Origin of the sequence: Treponema sp. C6A8, from assembly GCF_000619925.1 — a bacterium.
Classification (GTDB): Bacteria; Spirochaetota; Spirochaetia; order Treponematales; family Treponemataceae; genus Treponema_D.
Genome location: NZ_JHVB01000002.1, coordinates 41,130 through 57,959, shown reverse-complemented (window position 1 = coordinate 57,959; position 16,830 = coordinate 41,130). Strand labels below are relative to the sequence as shown.

General features: G+C 41.3%; 12 protein-coding genes. 4 read left to right on the top strand and 8 right to left on the bottom strand.

Going from position 1 to position 16,830, the window contains the following annotated elements; genetic code table 11:
- The first annotated feature begins 88 nt into the window (after positions 1 to 88).
- Entirely contained in the window at positions 89 to 1,444 is a 1,356-nt protein-coding gene (locus T530_RS0104015) for an ATP-binding protein (protein ID WP_027727920.1), read from the top strand.
- A gap of 164 nt (positions 1,445 to 1,608) precedes the next feature.
- On the opposite strand, the gene T530_RS0104010 is transcribed toward T530_RS0104015, so the two are convergent.
- Together T530_RS0104010 and T530_RS0104005 are read right to left on the bottom strand one after the other, a co-directional pair.
- Complete coding sequence (locus tag T530_RS0104010; protein ID WP_027727919.1) at positions 1,609 to 3,006, bottom strand: ATP-binding protein; 1,398 nt, start codon at positions 3,004 to 3,006, stop codon at positions 1,609 to 1,611.
- A 122-nt stretch (positions 3,007 to 3,128) separates the two neighbouring features.
- On the bottom strand, positions 3,129 to 4,463 hold the full coding sequence (locus T530_RS0104005; RefSeq protein ID WP_027727918.1) for an ATP-binding protein: 1,335 nt from the start codon (positions 4,461 to 4,463) through the stop codon (positions 3,129 to 3,131).
- A gap of 203 nt (positions 4,464 to 4,666) precedes the next feature.
- On the opposite strand from T530_RS0104005, the gene T530_RS0104000 reads away from it, so the two are divergent.
- Complete coding sequence (locus T530_RS0104000; protein ID WP_027727917.1) at positions 4,667 to 5,875, top strand: hypothetical protein; 1,209 nt, start codon at positions 4,667 to 4,669, stop codon at positions 5,873 to 5,875.
- A 163-nt stretch (positions 5,876 to 6,038) separates the two neighbouring features.
- On the opposite strand, the gene T530_RS0103995 is transcribed toward T530_RS0104000, so the two are convergent.
- The 4 genes from T530_RS0103995 to polA form a co-directional block, all read right to left on the bottom strand.
- Positions 6,039 to 7,382 carry a hypothetical protein gene (locus tag T530_RS0103995; protein ID WP_027727916.1) on the bottom strand — a complete coding sequence of 448 codons (1,344 nt, stop codon included), beginning with the start codon at positions 7,380 to 7,382 and terminating at the stop codon, positions 6,039 to 6,041.
- A gap of 178 nt (positions 7,383 to 7,560) precedes the next feature.
- Complete coding sequence (locus T530_RS0103990) at positions 7,561 to 8,379, bottom strand: SPOR domain-containing protein (protein WP_027727915.1); 819 nt, start codon at positions 8,377 to 8,379, stop codon at positions 7,561 to 7,563.
- A gap of 78 nt (positions 8,380 to 8,457) precedes the next feature.
- On the bottom strand, positions 8,458 to 9,039 hold the full coding sequence (coaE, locus tag T530_RS13440; protein ID WP_051537811.1) for a dephospho-CoA kinase: 582 nt from the start codon (positions 9,037 to 9,039) through the stop codon (positions 8,458 to 8,460).
- A 7-nt stretch (positions 9,040 to 9,046) separates the two neighbouring features.
- Positions 9,047 to 11,983 (bottom strand): DNA polymerase I, encoded by a 2,937-nt coding sequence (polA, locus tag T530_RS13435; RefSeq protein WP_038073614.1) that lies wholly within the window; start codon positions 11,981 to 11,983, stop codon positions 9,047 to 9,049.
- Between the two features lie 130 nt (positions 11,984 to 12,113).
- Between polA and T530_RS0103970 the strand changes: the two genes are divergently transcribed.
- Positions 12,114 to 12,860 (top strand): tRNA1(Val) (adenine(37)-N6)-methyltransferase, encoded by a 747-nt coding sequence (locus tag T530_RS0103970; protein WP_038073610.1) that lies wholly within the window; start codon positions 12,114 to 12,116, stop codon positions 12,858 to 12,860.
- Between the two features lie 111 nt (positions 12,861 to 12,971).
- Positions 12,972 to 14,957 carry a long-chain fatty acid--CoA ligase gene (locus T530_RS13430; protein ID WP_051537810.1) on the top strand — a complete coding sequence of 662 codons (1,986 nt, stop codon included), beginning with the start codon at positions 12,972 to 12,974 and terminating at the stop codon, positions 14,955 to 14,957.
- Between the two features lie 84 nt (positions 14,958 to 15,041).
- Here T530_RS13430 and T530_RS0103960 read toward each other — a convergent pair whose 3' ends face one another.
- Entirely contained in the window at positions 15,042 to 15,554 is a 513-nt protein-coding gene (locus T530_RS0103960; protein ID WP_027727913.1) for a flagellar basal body-associated FliL family protein, read from the bottom strand.
- 4 nt (positions 15,555 to 15,558) lie between these two features.
- Positions 15,559 to 16,800, bottom strand: coding sequence for a GTPase HflX (gene hflX / locus T530_RS0103955; protein ID WP_027727912.1), 1,242 nt, complete (start codon positions 16,798 to 16,800; stop codon positions 15,559 to 15,561).
- Between the last annotated feature and the right edge of the window lie 30 nt (positions 16,801 to 16,830).

Genomic DNA, 16,830 nt, shown 5'->3' with positions numbered 1-16,830 from the left:
ATTATTGAAAAGGGGGCAGATTTTACCTAAAATACCTTAGAAAACGGGGCAAAAATTATCTAAATTGCATTAGAAAAGGGGGCGTTTTATGCTAAAAAGAAAGCTTGAAGACAAATTTAATGAATGGTTAAGAACTGGAAAAAATGCTCTGTTAGTTACAGGCGCACGCCAGACTGGAAAAACATATCTTATAAGGGAATTGCTCAAGGCAACAAAATCAGATTATGTTGAATTCAATCTTATAAGACAGCCGGAGTTAGTTTCTCTTTTTGAAAGTGCAAGTACCAATGATATGCAGAAGTTTATTTCGCGTTTGACTGTTGCTACAGAAAAGAAACTGACAAAAGGAAAGACAATTATTTTTATCGATGAATGTCAGGTTTACAAAGACATTCTTACTGCAATTAAATTTATGGTTGATGACGGTACTTTCCGTTATGTTCTGAGCGGTTCTCTTCTTGGTGTTGAATTACGGAATCTTACATCTGCTCCGGTGGGATATCTTTCTGTATTAAAAATGTATCCTCTGGATTTTCAGGAGTTTCTTAAAGCTGTGGGTATAAAAGATGAAACTTTGGAAACACTCCGTGACTGTTTTGTAAATCGTTTGCCCGTTGATGATTTTATTCATCAGAGAATTATGGACGCGTTCTATACTTATCTGGTTGTCGGGGGAATGCCACAGGCTGTTCAGTCTTATATCGATGAAAATGATTTTAGAAAAGTCAGTCAGATTCACAAAGATATAATCGCAATGTACAAGCAGGATTTTACTCACTATGAAGAAAAATCAACTCTTAAACTGATTAAAACCTATGACCTTATTCCTTCTGAACTGAATATGAAGAATAAACGTTATATTTTTACAGATCTTGATAAAAATTTAAAATTTGACCGTTATGAAAACAGCTTTAACTGGTTAATGGACGCAGGAGTTGCGCTGCCGGTATTTAATACAACAGAACCTGTAATTCCTCTAAAAATCAATAAGCAAAGTAATCTTTTCAAATTGTTTATGTCTGATGCGGGGCTTCTTACTACATGTTATGGCCGCGCTTCACAGATAAAACTTTTGGATAAAGAAAAAGAAATAAATTGTGGGGCCATTTTTGAAAATATAGTTGCCCAGGAACTTACGGCAAATGGTTACGACTTATATTATTTTGCCAGTAAGACTCAGGGGGAACTGGATTTCATTATTGAATATAATGGCAAAGTTCTTCCTGTTGAAGTAAAAAGCGGCAAAGATTTTACTAAACATTCTGCCTTAAATAATGTTCTTTCTAATGAAGATTACAAAATAGAGGAGGCCTTTGTTTTAAGTTCTTTTAATATTCAAAAAGAAGGAAAAGTAACATACCTTCCTGTTTATATGACTATGTTTTTAAATGAAGATTCTCTTCAGCTTCCTGCAAAACCAAAACTCGATTTATCTGATTTGTGATGTTATAACAAGTGGCACCCTTCACACCCGGGCGCCGCCTGTTTTTTATTCTTCTACTGTAACTGCAATTTTACTAAAACCTGTAACGGCACTTTTCAGTTCATTTGAGCCACGGATTGAAGTTCTGACTGCGCTAAAGGACAGTAGAATTGAAAGCATTATTATTATTCTGGTATTTTTATATTTTTAACATCAATTACTGGAATAATATATTTTTCTGATTTTTCATTTATGAAGCCCAGAGCATATAGTGGAAGGGTATCATAGCCAGGACCTTTTCCAACATTTGTATCTGCAATTTTTATTGCAGGGTGACTTCCATATTTTTTTGCATTCGCTATTACAAACTTCATGCTTGTTGCACGATTATTTGAAGATTTACATTCTGTAATTATAACTTCACCATTTTTTTCATAAAGAAAATCAAGCTCTGGTGATCCGCTTGGCGCGTGAAAGTAATAAAGCCTTTGTCCGGATTTTGCAAATGCTGCTGCAACCATATTTTCCGCAACAGCACCCTTGTAAGCTCCTAAATCTCCATTAAGAATTTTTGCAGGAACATCATTTCCAAGCATAGAAACTAATAAGCCTGTATCAATACAAAAAACCTTAAACTCGGTCGATATTTTTTCTGCTTCAAGAGGATATGAAATCTGTCTGGTATTATATGAGCGAACAACAAGTCCTACATCTTCAAGATATTGCAGACCATCAGCCTTTTCTGGTGAATGCCCTTTTACATCAACAAGACTGTACTGAAATTTTTTATATTCTTTTGAAAGCTGGGCAGGAAGAGAATTGAGACAGGCCTCTGAACGAAGTTTGAGAACCTCATTTATTTTATCATTACCTTTTTCATCTTTGTAGCGGCCAAAATCATCTTTTATAGAATTTAATATTCTCTGCTGAACTTCACGAACTGCATTTAAATCATGAGTCTCAAAAAAAGTATTTAGGACTTCCGGCATTCCGCCTGTAATCAGATATTGAAGATAAAGAGATCTCATGCTGTTATGTATCGTCTCTTCTATCACAGTTTTCTCTGTGATCGATTTTTCAACATAATCAAGAACTTTTTTATCCATTCCTGCATTAATCAAAAATTCATGAAAGGAAAGCGGATACATGGTAAGCTGTTCTTCATAACCAACCGGGATTCCACGTTTATAAGGAGTTCGAAATCCTTTTACGCCAAGAAAGCTTCCTGTACAAATTACATCAAAACGACCATCTATGTCCCAGTACTTAAGAGAACTTCGTGCATTCGGACAGTCCTGAATCTCATCAAGAATGAGCAGAGTTTTTCCGGGAATAAATCGAGCTTCCTTTTCAACAGATGTAATTGAAAGTACCATCTGGTCAACATTGAAATCACCTTCAAATGCTTTATGAACGGCAGAATTATAACGAAGGTCCAGATAAATACAGTTCTCGTAAAATTCCTTTCCAAACTGTTTTACAATATAGGTCTTGCCAATCTGTCTGAGCCCTCGAACAATCAGCGGATGATGAGTTCTTTCTTTCCAGTTTTTTAATTCCTGCCATATTTCTCGATAAAGCATAAATTCTCCTGTCACGCTAATCATACTACTGTTTTGTCATTTTTCAAAGGTATTTTAAGATAATTTTTGTCATTTTTCAAAGGTAAAACGATATAATTTTTGTCATTTTTAAGAGGATTTTATTAAATAAATGGAACAAGATACATAGGGATACAGAAGATATCACTATCTTTCCGATACTCTTTTGTATAAATTAAAAAGCGTGTGCCTATATGCCTTGAAAATTTCTGTGTAAAAATATCCAGGGATTTATGCTTCTTATAGTCTGCAGATTTTGCCTCTATTGGACAAATTTTGTTTTGTCGGGAAATAATAAAATCTACTTCATAATTATGATTTGAGGTCTGACTTGGAAAGGTGTGATAATATAATTTATCACCTTTTGCAGTAAGCATTTGTGCAATAATATTTTCGTAAACAAAACCAAGATTTGCCGGCAGTTTATCTGAAAGTAATTTTTCGTAAATAATATTCTCTGTAAATTCCTTGTCTTTAAAACACAGCGTTACAAAAAGTCCTGTATCACAAACAAAAAGCTTAAACTTTTCCAAATCGATATTCTGCGACAGCCCTGCTTCTGGTGCATTTGCATGATAGGCAAGATTTACAGTTTTAGAGTCCTGAAGCTTTGATATACGATCAAGCATAGTAGCAGCCCTTGCATTTTCTATTACACTTGAAATCTGATAGCGAGATGCATTTTTCTTAAGTTCTGCAGGAATAGAATCAAATAAAAGAGATGCACGACCTGTAGAATCAAATTTCATAAAATCATTTTCATAAAGCTTGAGAATATCACGCTTAACAAGATCAACCTTACAGAAGTTATTTGTTTCAAGAAAGGTATCAACAGCCTGAGGCATTCCACCAACAATCATATAAAGACGAAATGTTCTCATTAGTTCCCGATTTACATCATCTCCAAGAGATTTCTTTTCTCCCCAAATTGAACGCCCCATTTCATAAATATTTGTTTGTCCGATTGCCCAGCAGAACTCTTCATAGTCCATAGGATGCATCTGAACAGAGCGTTCCTCACTGGGAATAAGAATATCTTTTACATTCTCTTTGATTGAAAGCAATGAACCTGTTTCTATATAATCATAGCGATGATCTTTTACCAGAACTTTTATAGCCTGACGTGCCAAAGGGAAAAGTTGTACTTCATCAAAAATAATAAGTGACTTTCGTTCTATGAGTTCCTTACCAGTATAAAACTGCAGGAGCCTGAAAAATGCGTTTAAGTCAGAAAGATCATTAAAAAGGTCTTTTATTTTCTTTGATGCAATAGAAAAGTCTATGAGAATATAAGATTCATATTCCTGTTTGGCAAATTCTTCGACTGCGGTTGATTTTCCGATTCGTCTGGCTCCTTCTACAAGGAGAGCCGTATTACCTTCCGACTCTTTTTTCCACTCACTGAACTTAGTCCATATTTTCCTTTTGAATGTTTTCATATATAAAATTATACAAAATCCCCTTACAAAATCAAGAAATATTATGCAAAATCCCCATATAAAAAGTGTATTTTATATGCAAAATCCCCATAACTTGTTTTATTAAAAACTCAATATAATACCAAATTTTCTCAAGATACTACTAAATTATAAGCAATAAATTTTCCTCCTTAAACTCTAAAAAAAAAGGAGGATTTTTTCAAATGAAAAAAATCGTTGGAATTATGGCAGCTGCTGCATTTGCTGCAACTGCATTTGCTGAAGTAAATATCGGCTTGTCTGCTAACCAGGCATTTGCACCTATCGCTTATGATGGTGACCGCGTGGTAACAGTTGGACCAGATGCAGCTTGGGGTGGAACAAACTCAGGAAAAACAACTGGTCGTGTTGGACTTTCATTCTCTGCAGAAACTGAAAATGCTGGTGTTGTAACAGATATCCACACAGAAGATTTCTCTAAAGATAACGCTTATGGTTGGGTAAAACCATTCAGCTTCTTGAAGATTTCTGCTGGTAAAATGGATAACCCATGGAAGAGACTTGGTTTTGGTTATGGTGCATGGAACACACTTCGTCCATACGGAATTAGCAGCGAAGGTGATGACTTGGCATTCGCTCGCCCACATCAGCCAAACTTCCAGGTTTTGATTACACCTATTGAAGGTCTTGAAATTGTATGGGACTACAAAGCAGAAGAAAGCCAGTATGATTTCTATGATGAAGTATGGAACCACGCACGCTATGGTGTTGCTTACACAATCGCTGATGTAGGTACAATTATGGCTCAGGTTGCTGGTCAGGATCAGGCAGAAAACAAAGACGGTGATAAAAAAGACTTTGGTATTGTAAACGCTGCATTCCAGCTTACAGGTGTAGAAGGACTTGATGCACAGTTTGGTGTTGCAGTTCCTACAACATTTGATGCATATATGGGTTCAATCAACCTTGCAGCAGGTGCTCACTATACATTTAATGCATTGACATTCCACGGTTTCTTCAATGGTAAACTTACACGTGATGATGAAAAAGCTCAGTCAGATGCTAAATATGAGAAATTTGGTTTCTCTATTGGCGCTGGTGTAGACTTCGCTGTAACAGATGCTTGGACATTGGTTGGCGATGTTCGCTACCAGAACGACATCTTTGTTGGAACCCCAGAAGTCGGTGCAAAAGATGGAAAAGTTGATTATGAGAAAGGCGAAGTTGTAAAGGCTGTAAAAGCTACAAAACTTGCTGACAAAGTTGACCGCTTTATCTTCTACGTTGGTGCACAGCACAACCTCACAAATGCAAATGTTAAGATTGGTTTCGAAGGTGTAACAAACTCTCTTGTTCATGACAATGTAACAGATGAAGGAAAGCTCCAGAGCTTCACATTCGCTGTACCAGTTGTACTCGACATTTCACTCTAATTTGACTCTTCTGACTTAGAACAAGTCATTTAGCTAAACAGGCGGTATCCATGCGGGTAACGCCTGTTTTCTTTTAACGATATTGCTTATAAATAAAAAACAGGCGGACTTCGTACGAAATCCGCCTGTGGTAGATTAGTTTTAAGCTAACTTAGGTGTTAGATTAGAGACCAACCTGGATCATGAGAGGGATAGCAACTGTGAAGCTGTTGTCCAAAGCCTCGATAACTGCTTTGTTTGTACCCATTTCAACACCAGCGCCAAATACACCGTTTGTAAGTTTCTGTTCAATACCAACATATGCACCGAACTTACCGCGGTTGTAGATAGCTTCTGATGAACCATCATTATTTGTCTTTGTACCTACAACTCCCTGATATACATCATTTGTGAAACGAACGTCTGTAATCAAAGCAAGTGAGTCTGTGAAGTTTACATCAACACCAAATCCGAGCAAATAACCGAAACCATTGTTTTCATAGTCACCTTCAGTTCCATCGCTGTTAGGTTTTGCCTTTCCAGATACTACACCAATTTTTGAATCAAACAAAGCGTTGAATGTAAGCATATCTAATGTATAGCGTGCACCAAGAGAAGCCTTAATATATTCGTTATCAGCTGTGTTTGTTTCAACTTTACCAGATGAATTGTCTTTATCTACTACGATTGTACCTTTATCTTCGTCAAGCTTATATTTTGTTGTTTCATATTTTGTTGTAGAATTTAATGAGTAAGCATTTCCGAATGTTGTTGGAACAGATGCACCAACTGTAATGAAGAGGTTTTCTACAGCTGTGATATCAGCAGCAGCCTGGATGATTGCATGGCAACCAACATTTTTACCATCTTTTGTTACCTGTTTAACATATGAACCATCTTTTTCATATGAACCATCTTTTCCGATTACAACTGCACGGATTTTAGCTACCTCAGGAATGTTGTATCCAACACCGAAAGAAGCTCCGTCCCAGAGTGTTTTGTATGCTTTGTCAGCTTTTACACCAGCAGCATAGTCAAACCAGAGGTTTTCGATTGGGTTCAGGTTTACAACAAAACCTGTAACACCACGTCCACCAACTGAAAGACCTTCACCTACAGCCATTCCCTGGAGACGCCATGTGTGATCAAATGTACCATAGCAGAAATCCTGGCGGCCGTTGTTATAGTCAACTTTACCAAATGTCAATTTAAGCATGTCAACTGGTTTTACCCAGAGGTTAGCGTTATCACCTACACCAAGTGAAGAACCTGCATAAGCGATATCCAATGCCATACCGGCATTTTCTGATGAACCAGAGAAAGAAACACCGTCTTTTCCCATTTTTCCACCAGCTGCATCATCCCAGTTAGCACCAGCACCTGAAAGAACTTCCTTATCTCCGTCTGCATTTTCTCCAGCAAAGTTCAAAGGAATAACAACTGTGCGTCCCCAAGAGCTTACATTGATTTCAGCGAAAGCAGATGTTGCCAAAGCAGCAGCTGCTAAAATTCCAACGATTTTTTTCATTTGAAAAAATCCTCCCTTTTTTTTAGAGTGGGGGTGTTTCACGGGAGGACGTGAAACGGGGAGAATATTGAGATATGACAGGTATTATTATGAGAAAGTTTAAAATTTTTCAAATAAAATAAAAAAGGCAGACCAAAAGTCTGCCTTTTTATGATTTTAGGGTTCGCTAAGTTCGTTACTAATTTGTGCTTGTAACATAACTTTTAGCGCTGGCGAAATCGTTTATGCGGGCGATTTTCTGGCGCCAGTATTCGGCTTCGCTCTTGGTTGTGTATGGACCTACACGCACACGGTAGAAAAGGTTTTCCTTATTGTCTTTGTAGGTGAAAATGTCTGCCTGAATCTGGTTTGTACCCAAAGTTGAGCGGGCATTTTCGGCACCTTTTTTGTTGCTGTAGGCTGCAACCTGTACCCAGTATTTAACTGGACCTGCTGGAGCTTTTGCAGCTGGTTTTGCTGCTGCCTTTTTAGTTTCAGATTTTTTTGCTGTAACTGATGTGCTCTTTGCTGAGTTTGAAGCAACTTCCTGTCTTGGAGCGCTTTTTTCAAAATCACGTGGAGGGCGTTCACGATCTGCTGCAGGTTTTCCCTGATCGGCAAATGTGACTGTTACATTTATATTCTTTTCTGAATCTTCTGTTTTAAGTTCCTTGAGCGAATTCAAATCAATTGTTGTTCCGTTTGAAGGCATTTCGTAAACGTTTGCCTTGTCTGCAACCAGGTAAACTTCGTTTACTTTGAGTGGTTCGCCAGGCTGTGGAAGTTCGTGGCTAGGAAAGTTCAACTGATGTTCAACTGAAGATGGTGCAGGAGTAAAGCCGTTATTTTCAAAACCTGGATTTGTTCTGATATTATTCTGGCGTTCTGCAGGAGAAACTCTTGCAACGGTTTGTGATGATTTTGCGGTCGGTGAATAGCAGATTAATGCTGCTCCTAAAACTACGAGCAGGAAAGCTCCGACTGCGGCAATTATCCATAATGTTTTCTTGTTTTCCATAAGTTTTCCTCTTTTCACTAAAAGTCTTTTAAACTTTTAGCCACCTTGTTTAACTTATCGGTTTTTGAAAAAAACACTTTAGAAATTTCTAACAAAAATAATCTGTTTGCCGGTCTTTTTGTATTCTTTTAAGAGCTTTTTCTGGGCCTGAAAGCGGCGGAGAATCTGACGGTAAGGCAGCTGGTCACGGCGGCGTGCGCGGATAAGGCGAGTGAAAAAGGGCGCTGTAACAAAAACGATTGCATCGCAGAACTTTATAAGTTCAGGAGTTTTGAATAGTACGGTTGCATTTATTATTACCTTTTGATTTTGTGCGATAAAATCTTTTGTAAGATTTATGATTTTAGGATAGATGATTGATTCCTGACGGGCGAGAAGCGATGGATTCTTAAAAAGCAGCCTTCCCAAATTACGGCGATTGATTGAGCCATTGGAGTCTAAAATACTAAGCCCCGAACTTTCGGCTTCGCCCTTAAAAGCTGCAAGAATTTCTTCCTTGCATTCTTCTATTGCCTGGTGGGCTGTAAGGTCAAGGTCTGTGGCATGCCAGCCGGATTTTTCCAGCTGGGAGCAGACATAGTTTTTGCCTGCCGCCATTTGCCCGGTAACGCAGATTATTGAGAAAGTGGAGATTTTGTTGCCAAGAGACTTTAGTTTCATAAAAGTATTAGTGGAACTCTCCCCAGTTTTTGCCGTACTCAATGCTTACGCGGAGAGGAACCGAAAGTTTTACGGTGTTTTCCATTTTATCGCGGATTAGGGCGATGGTCTGGTCAACGGTAGCCTGGTCTTCCGGGCATTCAAAAATCAGTTCGTCGTGAACCTGAAGAAGAAGGCGGGCAGGACTGTTTGACTCTGTAAGTGCCTGGGTAACGCTTAGCATAGCGTGTTTTACGATGTCTGCTGCGGTACCCTGAATAGGTGTATTTTTGGCAATACGTTCGGCACCTGATTTTTCCAGCTTGTTACGGCTGTTGATGTTCATAATAGGACGGCGGCGGCCAAACATTGTGCTTACGCAGCCTGTTGCTTCGGCATCGCTTATGACTTTTGTCATAAAAGAACTTACGCTGGAGTAAGTGCGGAAGTACATATCGATAAAGTTCTGTGCCTGGGTGCGGCTGATTCCAAGGTCTTTTGCAAGACTGAAGGCGCTCATTCCGTAAATTACGCCGAAGTTGATTGTTTTTGCAGTTCGGCGCATTTCCGGGGTCACTGAGTCTGGTGAAACTCCAAAAATCATTGAGGCGGTTGCCCGGTGAACATCAGTTCCTTCTATGAATGCCTTACACATATTCTGGTCGCCGCTGAGGTGGGCAAGAACAACGAGTTCAATCTGGGCGTAGTCGGCAGAAATAAGTACTTTGCCTTTTGGTGCAGTAAAGGCCTGGCGGATTTTGCGGCCGGCATCGTTGCGGACTGGGATATTCTGAAGGTTAGGGTCGCGGCATGAAAGTCGGCCTGTTGCAGTTCCTGTCTGGATAAAGCTTGTATGAATGCGGCCGGCGCTGTCTGTAAGCTTTGGAAGTGTTTCTACATATGTAGACTGGAGTTTTGCAAGTTCGCGGTATTCCAAAATCATTTTTGGAACAGGATTTACGGCAGCAAGTTCTTCCAGAACTGAGGTATCTGTCGAATAGCCGGTTGCGGTCTTTTTACCGCGTGGAAGTCCCAGTTCATCAAAAAGGACTGTCTGAAGCTGTTTTGGAGAAGCAATGTTGAATTCGTGTCCGACAGTCTGATGGATTTGTGCCTGCACCTGTGCCAGTTTTTCTGTAAGCTCTTCATTGTAAGTGTTTAAGAAAGCTGAATCCAAATGAATGCCTGTAATTTCCATCTGGGCTAAAACCGGAAGCAGGGTGTGCTCAAGGTCAAAAAGTTTCTGGGCAGTTTCACCGCCCGGAGTCAGCCAGCTGGCGGTAAGGTGGTCTGCAAGCTGGAGTGTGAAATCTGCATCTTCGGCTGCGTAGGCGTAGGCTGTTTCAAGCGGGACATCGGCAAAAGTTTTTCCTTTTTCTACGATGTCGTCATATTCAATGCCTGCAAGGCCAAGTTTTGTTTCGCAAAGATATTCAAGGCCGTATGCGTTTTTGCCCATGCGGTCCGAGTTTTCAAGCCAGGCAGTAATCATTGTGTCAAAAAGGCGGCATTCCAGGCCAAGAGTTTTTTCCTTATTTAGGATGCCTGTAAGTTCGGTCTGAGAAAATGCTTTATTAATAGAAGAAAAGAATACTTTAAGGTCGAACTTTGCGTTGTGCATGATTACGGTAATGTCCGGATTTTTGAAAATACGAAGAAGCTGGGTAAGGGCATCTTTTAGTTCGATGTAATCTGTCTGGTTGAAGAGGTCTTCGCTTGGAAGCTGGATTGGAACGTAAACAGCATGTCCTGCCTGGTAACAGAGGCTGAAGCCTACGAGGGTGGTGTTGAGAGTATCTAAGCTGGTTGTTTCGCAGTCGTAGGCGATGCGTTTTGTACCGGAAGAGATGAAAGCAGTGATGTAGGCATCTAAGTCGGCAAGCTTTGTGATTGCTTTATAGTTAGATGTGTCATTCTTGCGAATTGGAATGATTTCCTGAGTGGCTGAAGCGATGGTCGGTTCCGTCGTAAGGCCTCCCACGTTGTCAGTGCCTTTTACGGAACCTGACTTTGTCTGCTTCGCAGCCAAGAGTCCAGCAGTGGTGTTTCCCGCTGCTTCCAAGGTTACAGTTTGGCCTGCCTTTACCGCCAGCTCAGCATACTGTTTTGCTGGTTGAAGGGCGCCGTAGGACTCGAGGGCAGTGGCAGCGGCAGCAAAATTAAGGTTAAGCGGCTGGGAAATTGCCCTGTCGATTTCTTCGCAGGGAACGGTGTCGCAGAGGCGGACTAGCTTCTGAGAAAAATAGGCATTTTCCTTGCCGTCTACAAGCTTTTTCTGCATGGCGCCCTTAATTTCGTCGATGTGGGCATAGATTCTGTCAAGGTTCTGGTAGTCGTTCAAAAGTTTTCCGGCAGTTTTTACGCCGACACCCTGAACGCCGGGAATGTTATCGGCAGTGTCGCCGTAAAGCGAAAGCAGATCCAGCAGCTGGGCAGGCTTTACTCCCCATTCTGCAATGACACCTTCCTCGCCGGTCACCTTCCAGCCGCCGCCGTTTTCGGGTTTAAGAATCTGGGTGCTGTCGTTTACAAGCTGCATCAAATCCTTGTCGCCGGAAAGAATGCGGCAGGTGCGGCCAGTTTCAGCGCATTTTTTTGCAACGGTGGCAATAACGTCGTCTGCCTCGTAGCCGTCGCACTGCAAAATCGGAATGCCAAGAGCCTGAAGGATTTCGCAAATCCATGGAATCTGGGCGTGAAGGTCTTCCGGAGTTTTGTTGCGGGTTGCTTTATATTCGGGGTAAAAATCGTGGCGGAAGGTTTTTGTCTTTGAATCCATTGCTGCGATGATGTGGCCCGGCTTGTAATGTTCGAGTATATAATGGAAGTTTCTGAAAAATCCGAAGAGGGCGCTGATATTTTCGCCCTTGGGATTTGTAAGAGGTCTGTTTATAAATGCAAAGTAGCAGCGGAAAATGAGTCCGTAGCTGTCTAAAACGTAAACTGTGTGATTATCGAAAGTCATATATATATTTTAACAGAATAGTAAATTAATATGCAACGTAAAAGCACTCTTCCCCCTCGCGCCTGGTTTAGTTAGATAATTTACGTTCTGTTATGTTGAAAGTATAGTACGCTTTTGTTACAGTTTTATTATGCAGCGTACAGACACACTTTCCTGCGGATACAAAATTATTCAGGATGACTCGGCATTTTGTTTTGGAATTGATGCGGTTTTGCTTTCGGCTTTTACCAGGCTGAAAAAAGGCGACCGCGTATTTGATTTGGGAACAGGTAACGGAATTCTGCCTCTTTTACTGAATGCTAAGGCAAGGGACTTGAAAAGCGCCCACGGAGCAGGGGACTGCCATTTTACGGGGCTGGAAGTTCAGAAGAAAGCTGCTGAGATGGCGCGGGAAAGCGTGAAGTTGAACGGGCTTTCTACAGAACAGATTGAAATTGTGGAAGGGGATATTAAGGATGTAAGGGGCGCTTTCCCGGCCCAGTGCGCTGATGTAGTTGTGTCTAATCCTCCTTATATGCTGCCTTCCGCTGCAAAGGCTAACTCCACCGACGAAAAAACTATTGCGCGACACGAGGTATTGTGTTCGCTGGATGACATTGTGGGCGCGGCAAAATGGCTTTTAAAATCTAACGGCAGTTTTTTTATGATTCACCGCCCCTACCGCCTGCAGGAAATCTTTTCTGCTCTTGAAAAATACCGCCTTACTCCCCGCTGCATGCAGCTTGTTTACCCGAAAATCGATCAGAGCCCGGAAATGGTGCTTATAGAAGCCCGCCCCAACTACAAGCCTGACTTAAAAATAGAAGCGCCTTTGATTATGTATGAAAATAATGATGAATATACACGAAACTTTAAACTGTTTTCAAAAATAGAATAGCCGCAGATTCACACTGATGAGTCACAGATAAAAACATCTGTGTTAATCTGTGTCCCAGCTGTGGCTTTTTTTTAGATTGACATAATAACAAAAAATGTCATAATATCAAATATGATTATAAAAAACTTACCACACTTACTCTATCATCAGGGATTACGCTATCCCGAAACTCCGGCACAGCTTTCTAAAGACATTAAGGGCGTTTTTCAGCCTGTTTTATATAAAGATTTATCCGAGCAGATGCTCAATTTTGCGGGCGGCCTCATCACGCTTGGCACAAAAAAAGGAGATAGAATCGGTCACCTTGCCGATAACCGCCAGGAATGGCAGGTTGTAAGTCTTGGTATTATGGCGGCAGGGGGAATTGATATTCCGCGCGGCACTGACGTTACCGTAAAGGAAATGGCTTATATCCTCAGCTTTACTGAGTGCGAAACTGTAAGCGTTGAAAATCCTTTTGTACTGGGAAAACTCTGTGAGTGCATGAACCAGATTCCGACCCTGAAAAATATCATCATCATTGATACTCAGAACCAGGCTCTTGATAAATACGAACTTGGCGGCCGTAATCTTTACCGCTATGATCAGATTTTGAAAATGGGTCAGCTCTGGCGTAATGAGCATCCGACAATTATCGACCAGCAGATTCGTGAAGAAATCCATGCTGACGAAGTTGCTACTATTATATTTACATCGGGAACAACCGGCGTTCCAAAGGGGGTACAGCTTACCCACAATAATTTTCTCTGCCAGCTGCCGGCTCTTTCAGATATTTTTGACTTTCACCGTGCAGACCGCAGTATGTGTATCCTTCCAATCTGGCATGTTTACCAGCGGGCTTTTGAGTTTTACGTTATGTATTTTGCGGGAACCCTCTGCTATTCAAAGCCTGTTACAAGCCTTCTTATTACAGATTTTGCAAAGGTTCGCCCTCAGCTCATGCCTTGTGTTCCCCGCGTTTGGGAAGGGATCTATCAGGCAATTTCCAAGAAGATTAAAAAACAGTCTAAAACAGCCTGGCTTTTATTTAAGATTTTGTCTAATGCCTCGGCAAGTGCGCTTACCCTGGAAGGAAAGATAAAAGGCCGTCATCCTCTCTTTAAGGCTCAGAATGCTTTTAAGATTGGTCTGAACCAGCTTTTGTATGTGCCGTATTTCTGCCTTCTTCCTCTCCGCGCCCTTGGAAATAAGCTTTATTTTAAGAATATCCGCGAAGTTACCGGCGGTCAGTTTGCCTGCGGTATTTCAGGCGGCGGCGGACTTCCACCTTTCCTTGACCGCTTTTACAACTCTATCGGTATCCGCGTAGTTGAAGCCTATGGTCTTACAGAAACTGCCCCGGTTGTTGCGTCCCGAAAGCGTTTTGCGCCGGTGATGGGTACTATCGGTCAGGCTCTTCCTTACAATCAGGTAAAAATTCTTGATACAGAAGGAAAGGCTGTTGCACCAGGTCAGAAGGGTATTCTTTACGTAAAGGGCCAGAACGTAATGAAGGGCTATTACAAGCAGCCTGAACTTACTGCCCAGGTACTTGATGAAGAAGGCTGGTTTAATACAGGCGACCTTGCAATGCAGACTGTAAAGGGCGAACTTATGATTAAGGGCCGCCAGAAAGATACAATTGTTCTTAAGAGCGGTGAAAACGTTGAGCCGTTCCCTATTGAAGCAAAACTTGCAGAATCTCCTTATATTCAGACTGCAATTGTTGTAGGTCAGGATCAGAACAGCCTTGGTGCCCTGATTATTCCTTCTGTTGAAGCAATCAGAAATGCCGCAAATCAGAATAATCATCCTGAAGAAGAAATTAAGGTTGAAAATAACCAGAAGCTGCTTGCATCAAAATTTGCCCGGGAACTTATTATGCGCGAGTTCGAACGATTGATTTGCGCTAAAAACGGATTTAAGAACTTTGAACGTGTAAATCAGTTTGAATTCCTGGAAAAACTGGAACATCCGGAAGAAGAACTTACCGCAAAAGGAAGTCTTGTCCGCTTTAAGGTAAACCAGAATTACCGTCACCTTATTAACCGTATGTTCAATAAGGAAGAAAAGAAACGCCAGCGCCTCAGCGATATTATTCAGAATTTATTAGACTAATACGAAGGTCGTAATATTAACTCCAACTTCCGAAGAAACCGAACCTTCGTTTAACTTGCGCATAGCGCAAGTTGTTGGAATTCATCATTCAATGAAAATGTAATCTGTAAAGTTGATGCCCGTTATTTTTCCAAGAGAAAGCCGGGCATTAATTTCTTCTATTAATTCCTGTGTTATTTTTTCTTCAGCTTTGCCTAAAAGCTGGGCTTTAGTTTTGCCGGAAAAATAGGAGCTGAAAAGTCCTTTTATGATGCTGCGTTTTTTCGCAAGCTCTTCGTAAAAAACATCATCTCCGGTAGGGTAGGAAAGCCAGGGAGAAATTACCAGTGTGGCGCTTTCGTCCTTTTTTGTAGGGGCTGTTGAAAGCCTTATAGTGCCGAGTTCAAAATATGCAGTTACACTGTCGCTTACCGGGGCATTGAGCGCTGTCGCCTTTCCCTTAGAAATCAGGTTCTGCGCAGATTTTGAGCCTGCATCAACGTTTGCAGCGCCTTTTTTTACAAGACCAATAAAAGTGCCCGCCGCAATTAATACGACGAGCACCCCTGCTATTACAGTAAGAGTTTTTTCTAATTTTCTGATTCCGCCTGCTGTCATGCCTTTATTCTACCACAAATGGCGATGCCAGTGCGAGCAGTCTTCCTACAGCTCTTGCAGAAATGTGAACTCCGTCGTCCAGCCATTCTTCGGTCTGAATACAGCCTGATTTTCTGAGCTCATTAATCAGAAGAACCTGGGATACCGGAATAACGTAATTGCAGATTTCTCCGTAAAGCATGTTGTAAATCTTATCCTTTAAGTCAACAAAGCCGATTTCCTCTTTTGCGCTGATACAAAGTGCATCCGGGAACTTTAATCGCAGTTTTTCAAGCTGCTTTGTCTCGTCATCACATTTATCAATCTTATTCAAAAGAAGAATACGCGGATTTTCGTTTGCGCCGATTTCATCAAGAACGTCGCAGACAGTTTCATACTGACTTTCAGCATTCGGGTCGGAAGCGTCCAGTACAAGCAGCAGCAAATCTGCCGTAGCGGCTTCTTCCAGTGTAGACTTAAATGCGTCAATCAGATGGTGAGGAAGATTACTGATAAATCCAACTGTATCGGTAATCAAAACCCCGGCACTGTCGTTCAAAGGCAGCTTCTTTGTAAGAGGATCAAGGGTCGCAAAAAGCTTGTTTTCTACAAAGGCATCTGAACCTGTAAGAGCGTTCAAAAGGGAAGATTTTCCGGCGTTTGTGTAGCCTACAAGCGCGCAGGAAGGCTGTTTTCCCCTCTGCTTCCTCTGTGTCTGCCGGTTAAGTTCAACTTCGGCCAGGTCGTGCTTAATCTGGGCAATTTTTTCACGGATTCGGCGCTGGTCAAGTTCAAGCTGAGTTTCACCCGAACCTTTTGCACCGAATGCTCCACCACGCTGGCGGGCAAAATCGTTACGCAGATGCGCAAGGCGCGGCAAAGAATACTGCAGGCGGGCAAGTTCTACCTGCAGCGTAGCTTCTTTAGACTGCGCGCGTGACGCAAAAATGCGGATAATTACTTCCTGACGGTCAAAAACAGAAAGCCCTGTAAGCTCCTCCCAGTTACGCTGCTTTCTTGGCTCAATATTAAAATCAAAGATAATGCAGTCGGCTTCAATTTTGTGGGCAAGTTCGTTAATCTCCTGTGCCTTGCCTGTACCAATACCATACTGCGGCTGAACTTCCATACGGTTCAACGTGAGCCTCTGGATGATGTCTAATCCTAAAGTTTGAACGAGACCTTTTAATTCCTGTAAGTCGTTGCCTGGTTCCCCCACCAGTAAAGCACGAGGAACCTTGTTCTGTTCTTTCTCTACTTCAACCATGCTTTAATCTTACAACAGAATTGTTAAAAG

Bases quoted from the DNA above. Each gene is read 5' to 3' on its own strand.
- T530_RS13430 (WP_051537810.1), top strand. From the start codon at position 12,972: ATGATTATAAAAAACTTACCACACTTACTCTATCATCAGGGATTACGC.
- T530_RS0104000 (WP_027727917.1), top strand. From the start codon at position 4,667: ATGAAAAAAATCGTTGGAATTATGGCAGCTGCTGCATTTGCTGCAACT.
- T530_RS0103960 (WP_027727913.1), bottom strand. From the start codon at position 15,554: ATGACAGCAGGCGGAATCAGAAAATTAGAAAAAACTCTTACTGTAATA.
- coaE (WP_051537811.1), bottom strand. From the start codon at position 9,039: ATGAAACTAAAGTCTCTTGGCAACAAAATCTCCACTTTCTCAATAATC.
- hflX (WP_027727912.1), bottom strand. From the start codon at position 16,800: ATGGTTGAAGTAGAGAAAGAACAGAACAAGGTTCCTCGTGCTTTACTG.
- T530_RS0103970 (WP_038073610.1), top strand. From the start codon at position 12,114: ATGCAGCGTACAGACACACTTTCCTGCGGATACAAAATTATTCAGGAT.
- T530_RS0103995 (WP_027727916.1), bottom strand. From the start codon at position 7,382: ATGAAAAAAATCGTTGGAATTTTAGCAGCTGCTGCTTTGGCAACATCT.
- T530_RS0104010 (WP_027727919.1), bottom strand. From the start codon at position 3,006: ATGCTTTATCGAGAAATATGGCAGGAATTAAAAAACTGGAAAGAAAGA.
- T530_RS0103990 (WP_027727915.1), bottom strand. From the start codon at position 8,379: ATGGAAAACAAGAAAACATTATGGATAATTGCCGCAGTCGGAGCTTTC.
- polA (WP_038073614.1), bottom strand. From the start codon at position 11,983: ATGACTTTCGATAATCACACAGTTTACGTTTTAGACAGCTACGGACTC.
- T530_RS0104015 (WP_027727920.1), top strand. From the start codon at position 89: ATGCTAAAAAGAAAGCTTGAAGACAAATTTAATGAATGGTTAAGAACT.
- T530_RS0104005 (WP_027727918.1), bottom strand. From the start codon at position 4,463: ATGAAAACATTCAAAAGGAAAATATGGACTAAGTTCAGTGAGTGGAAA.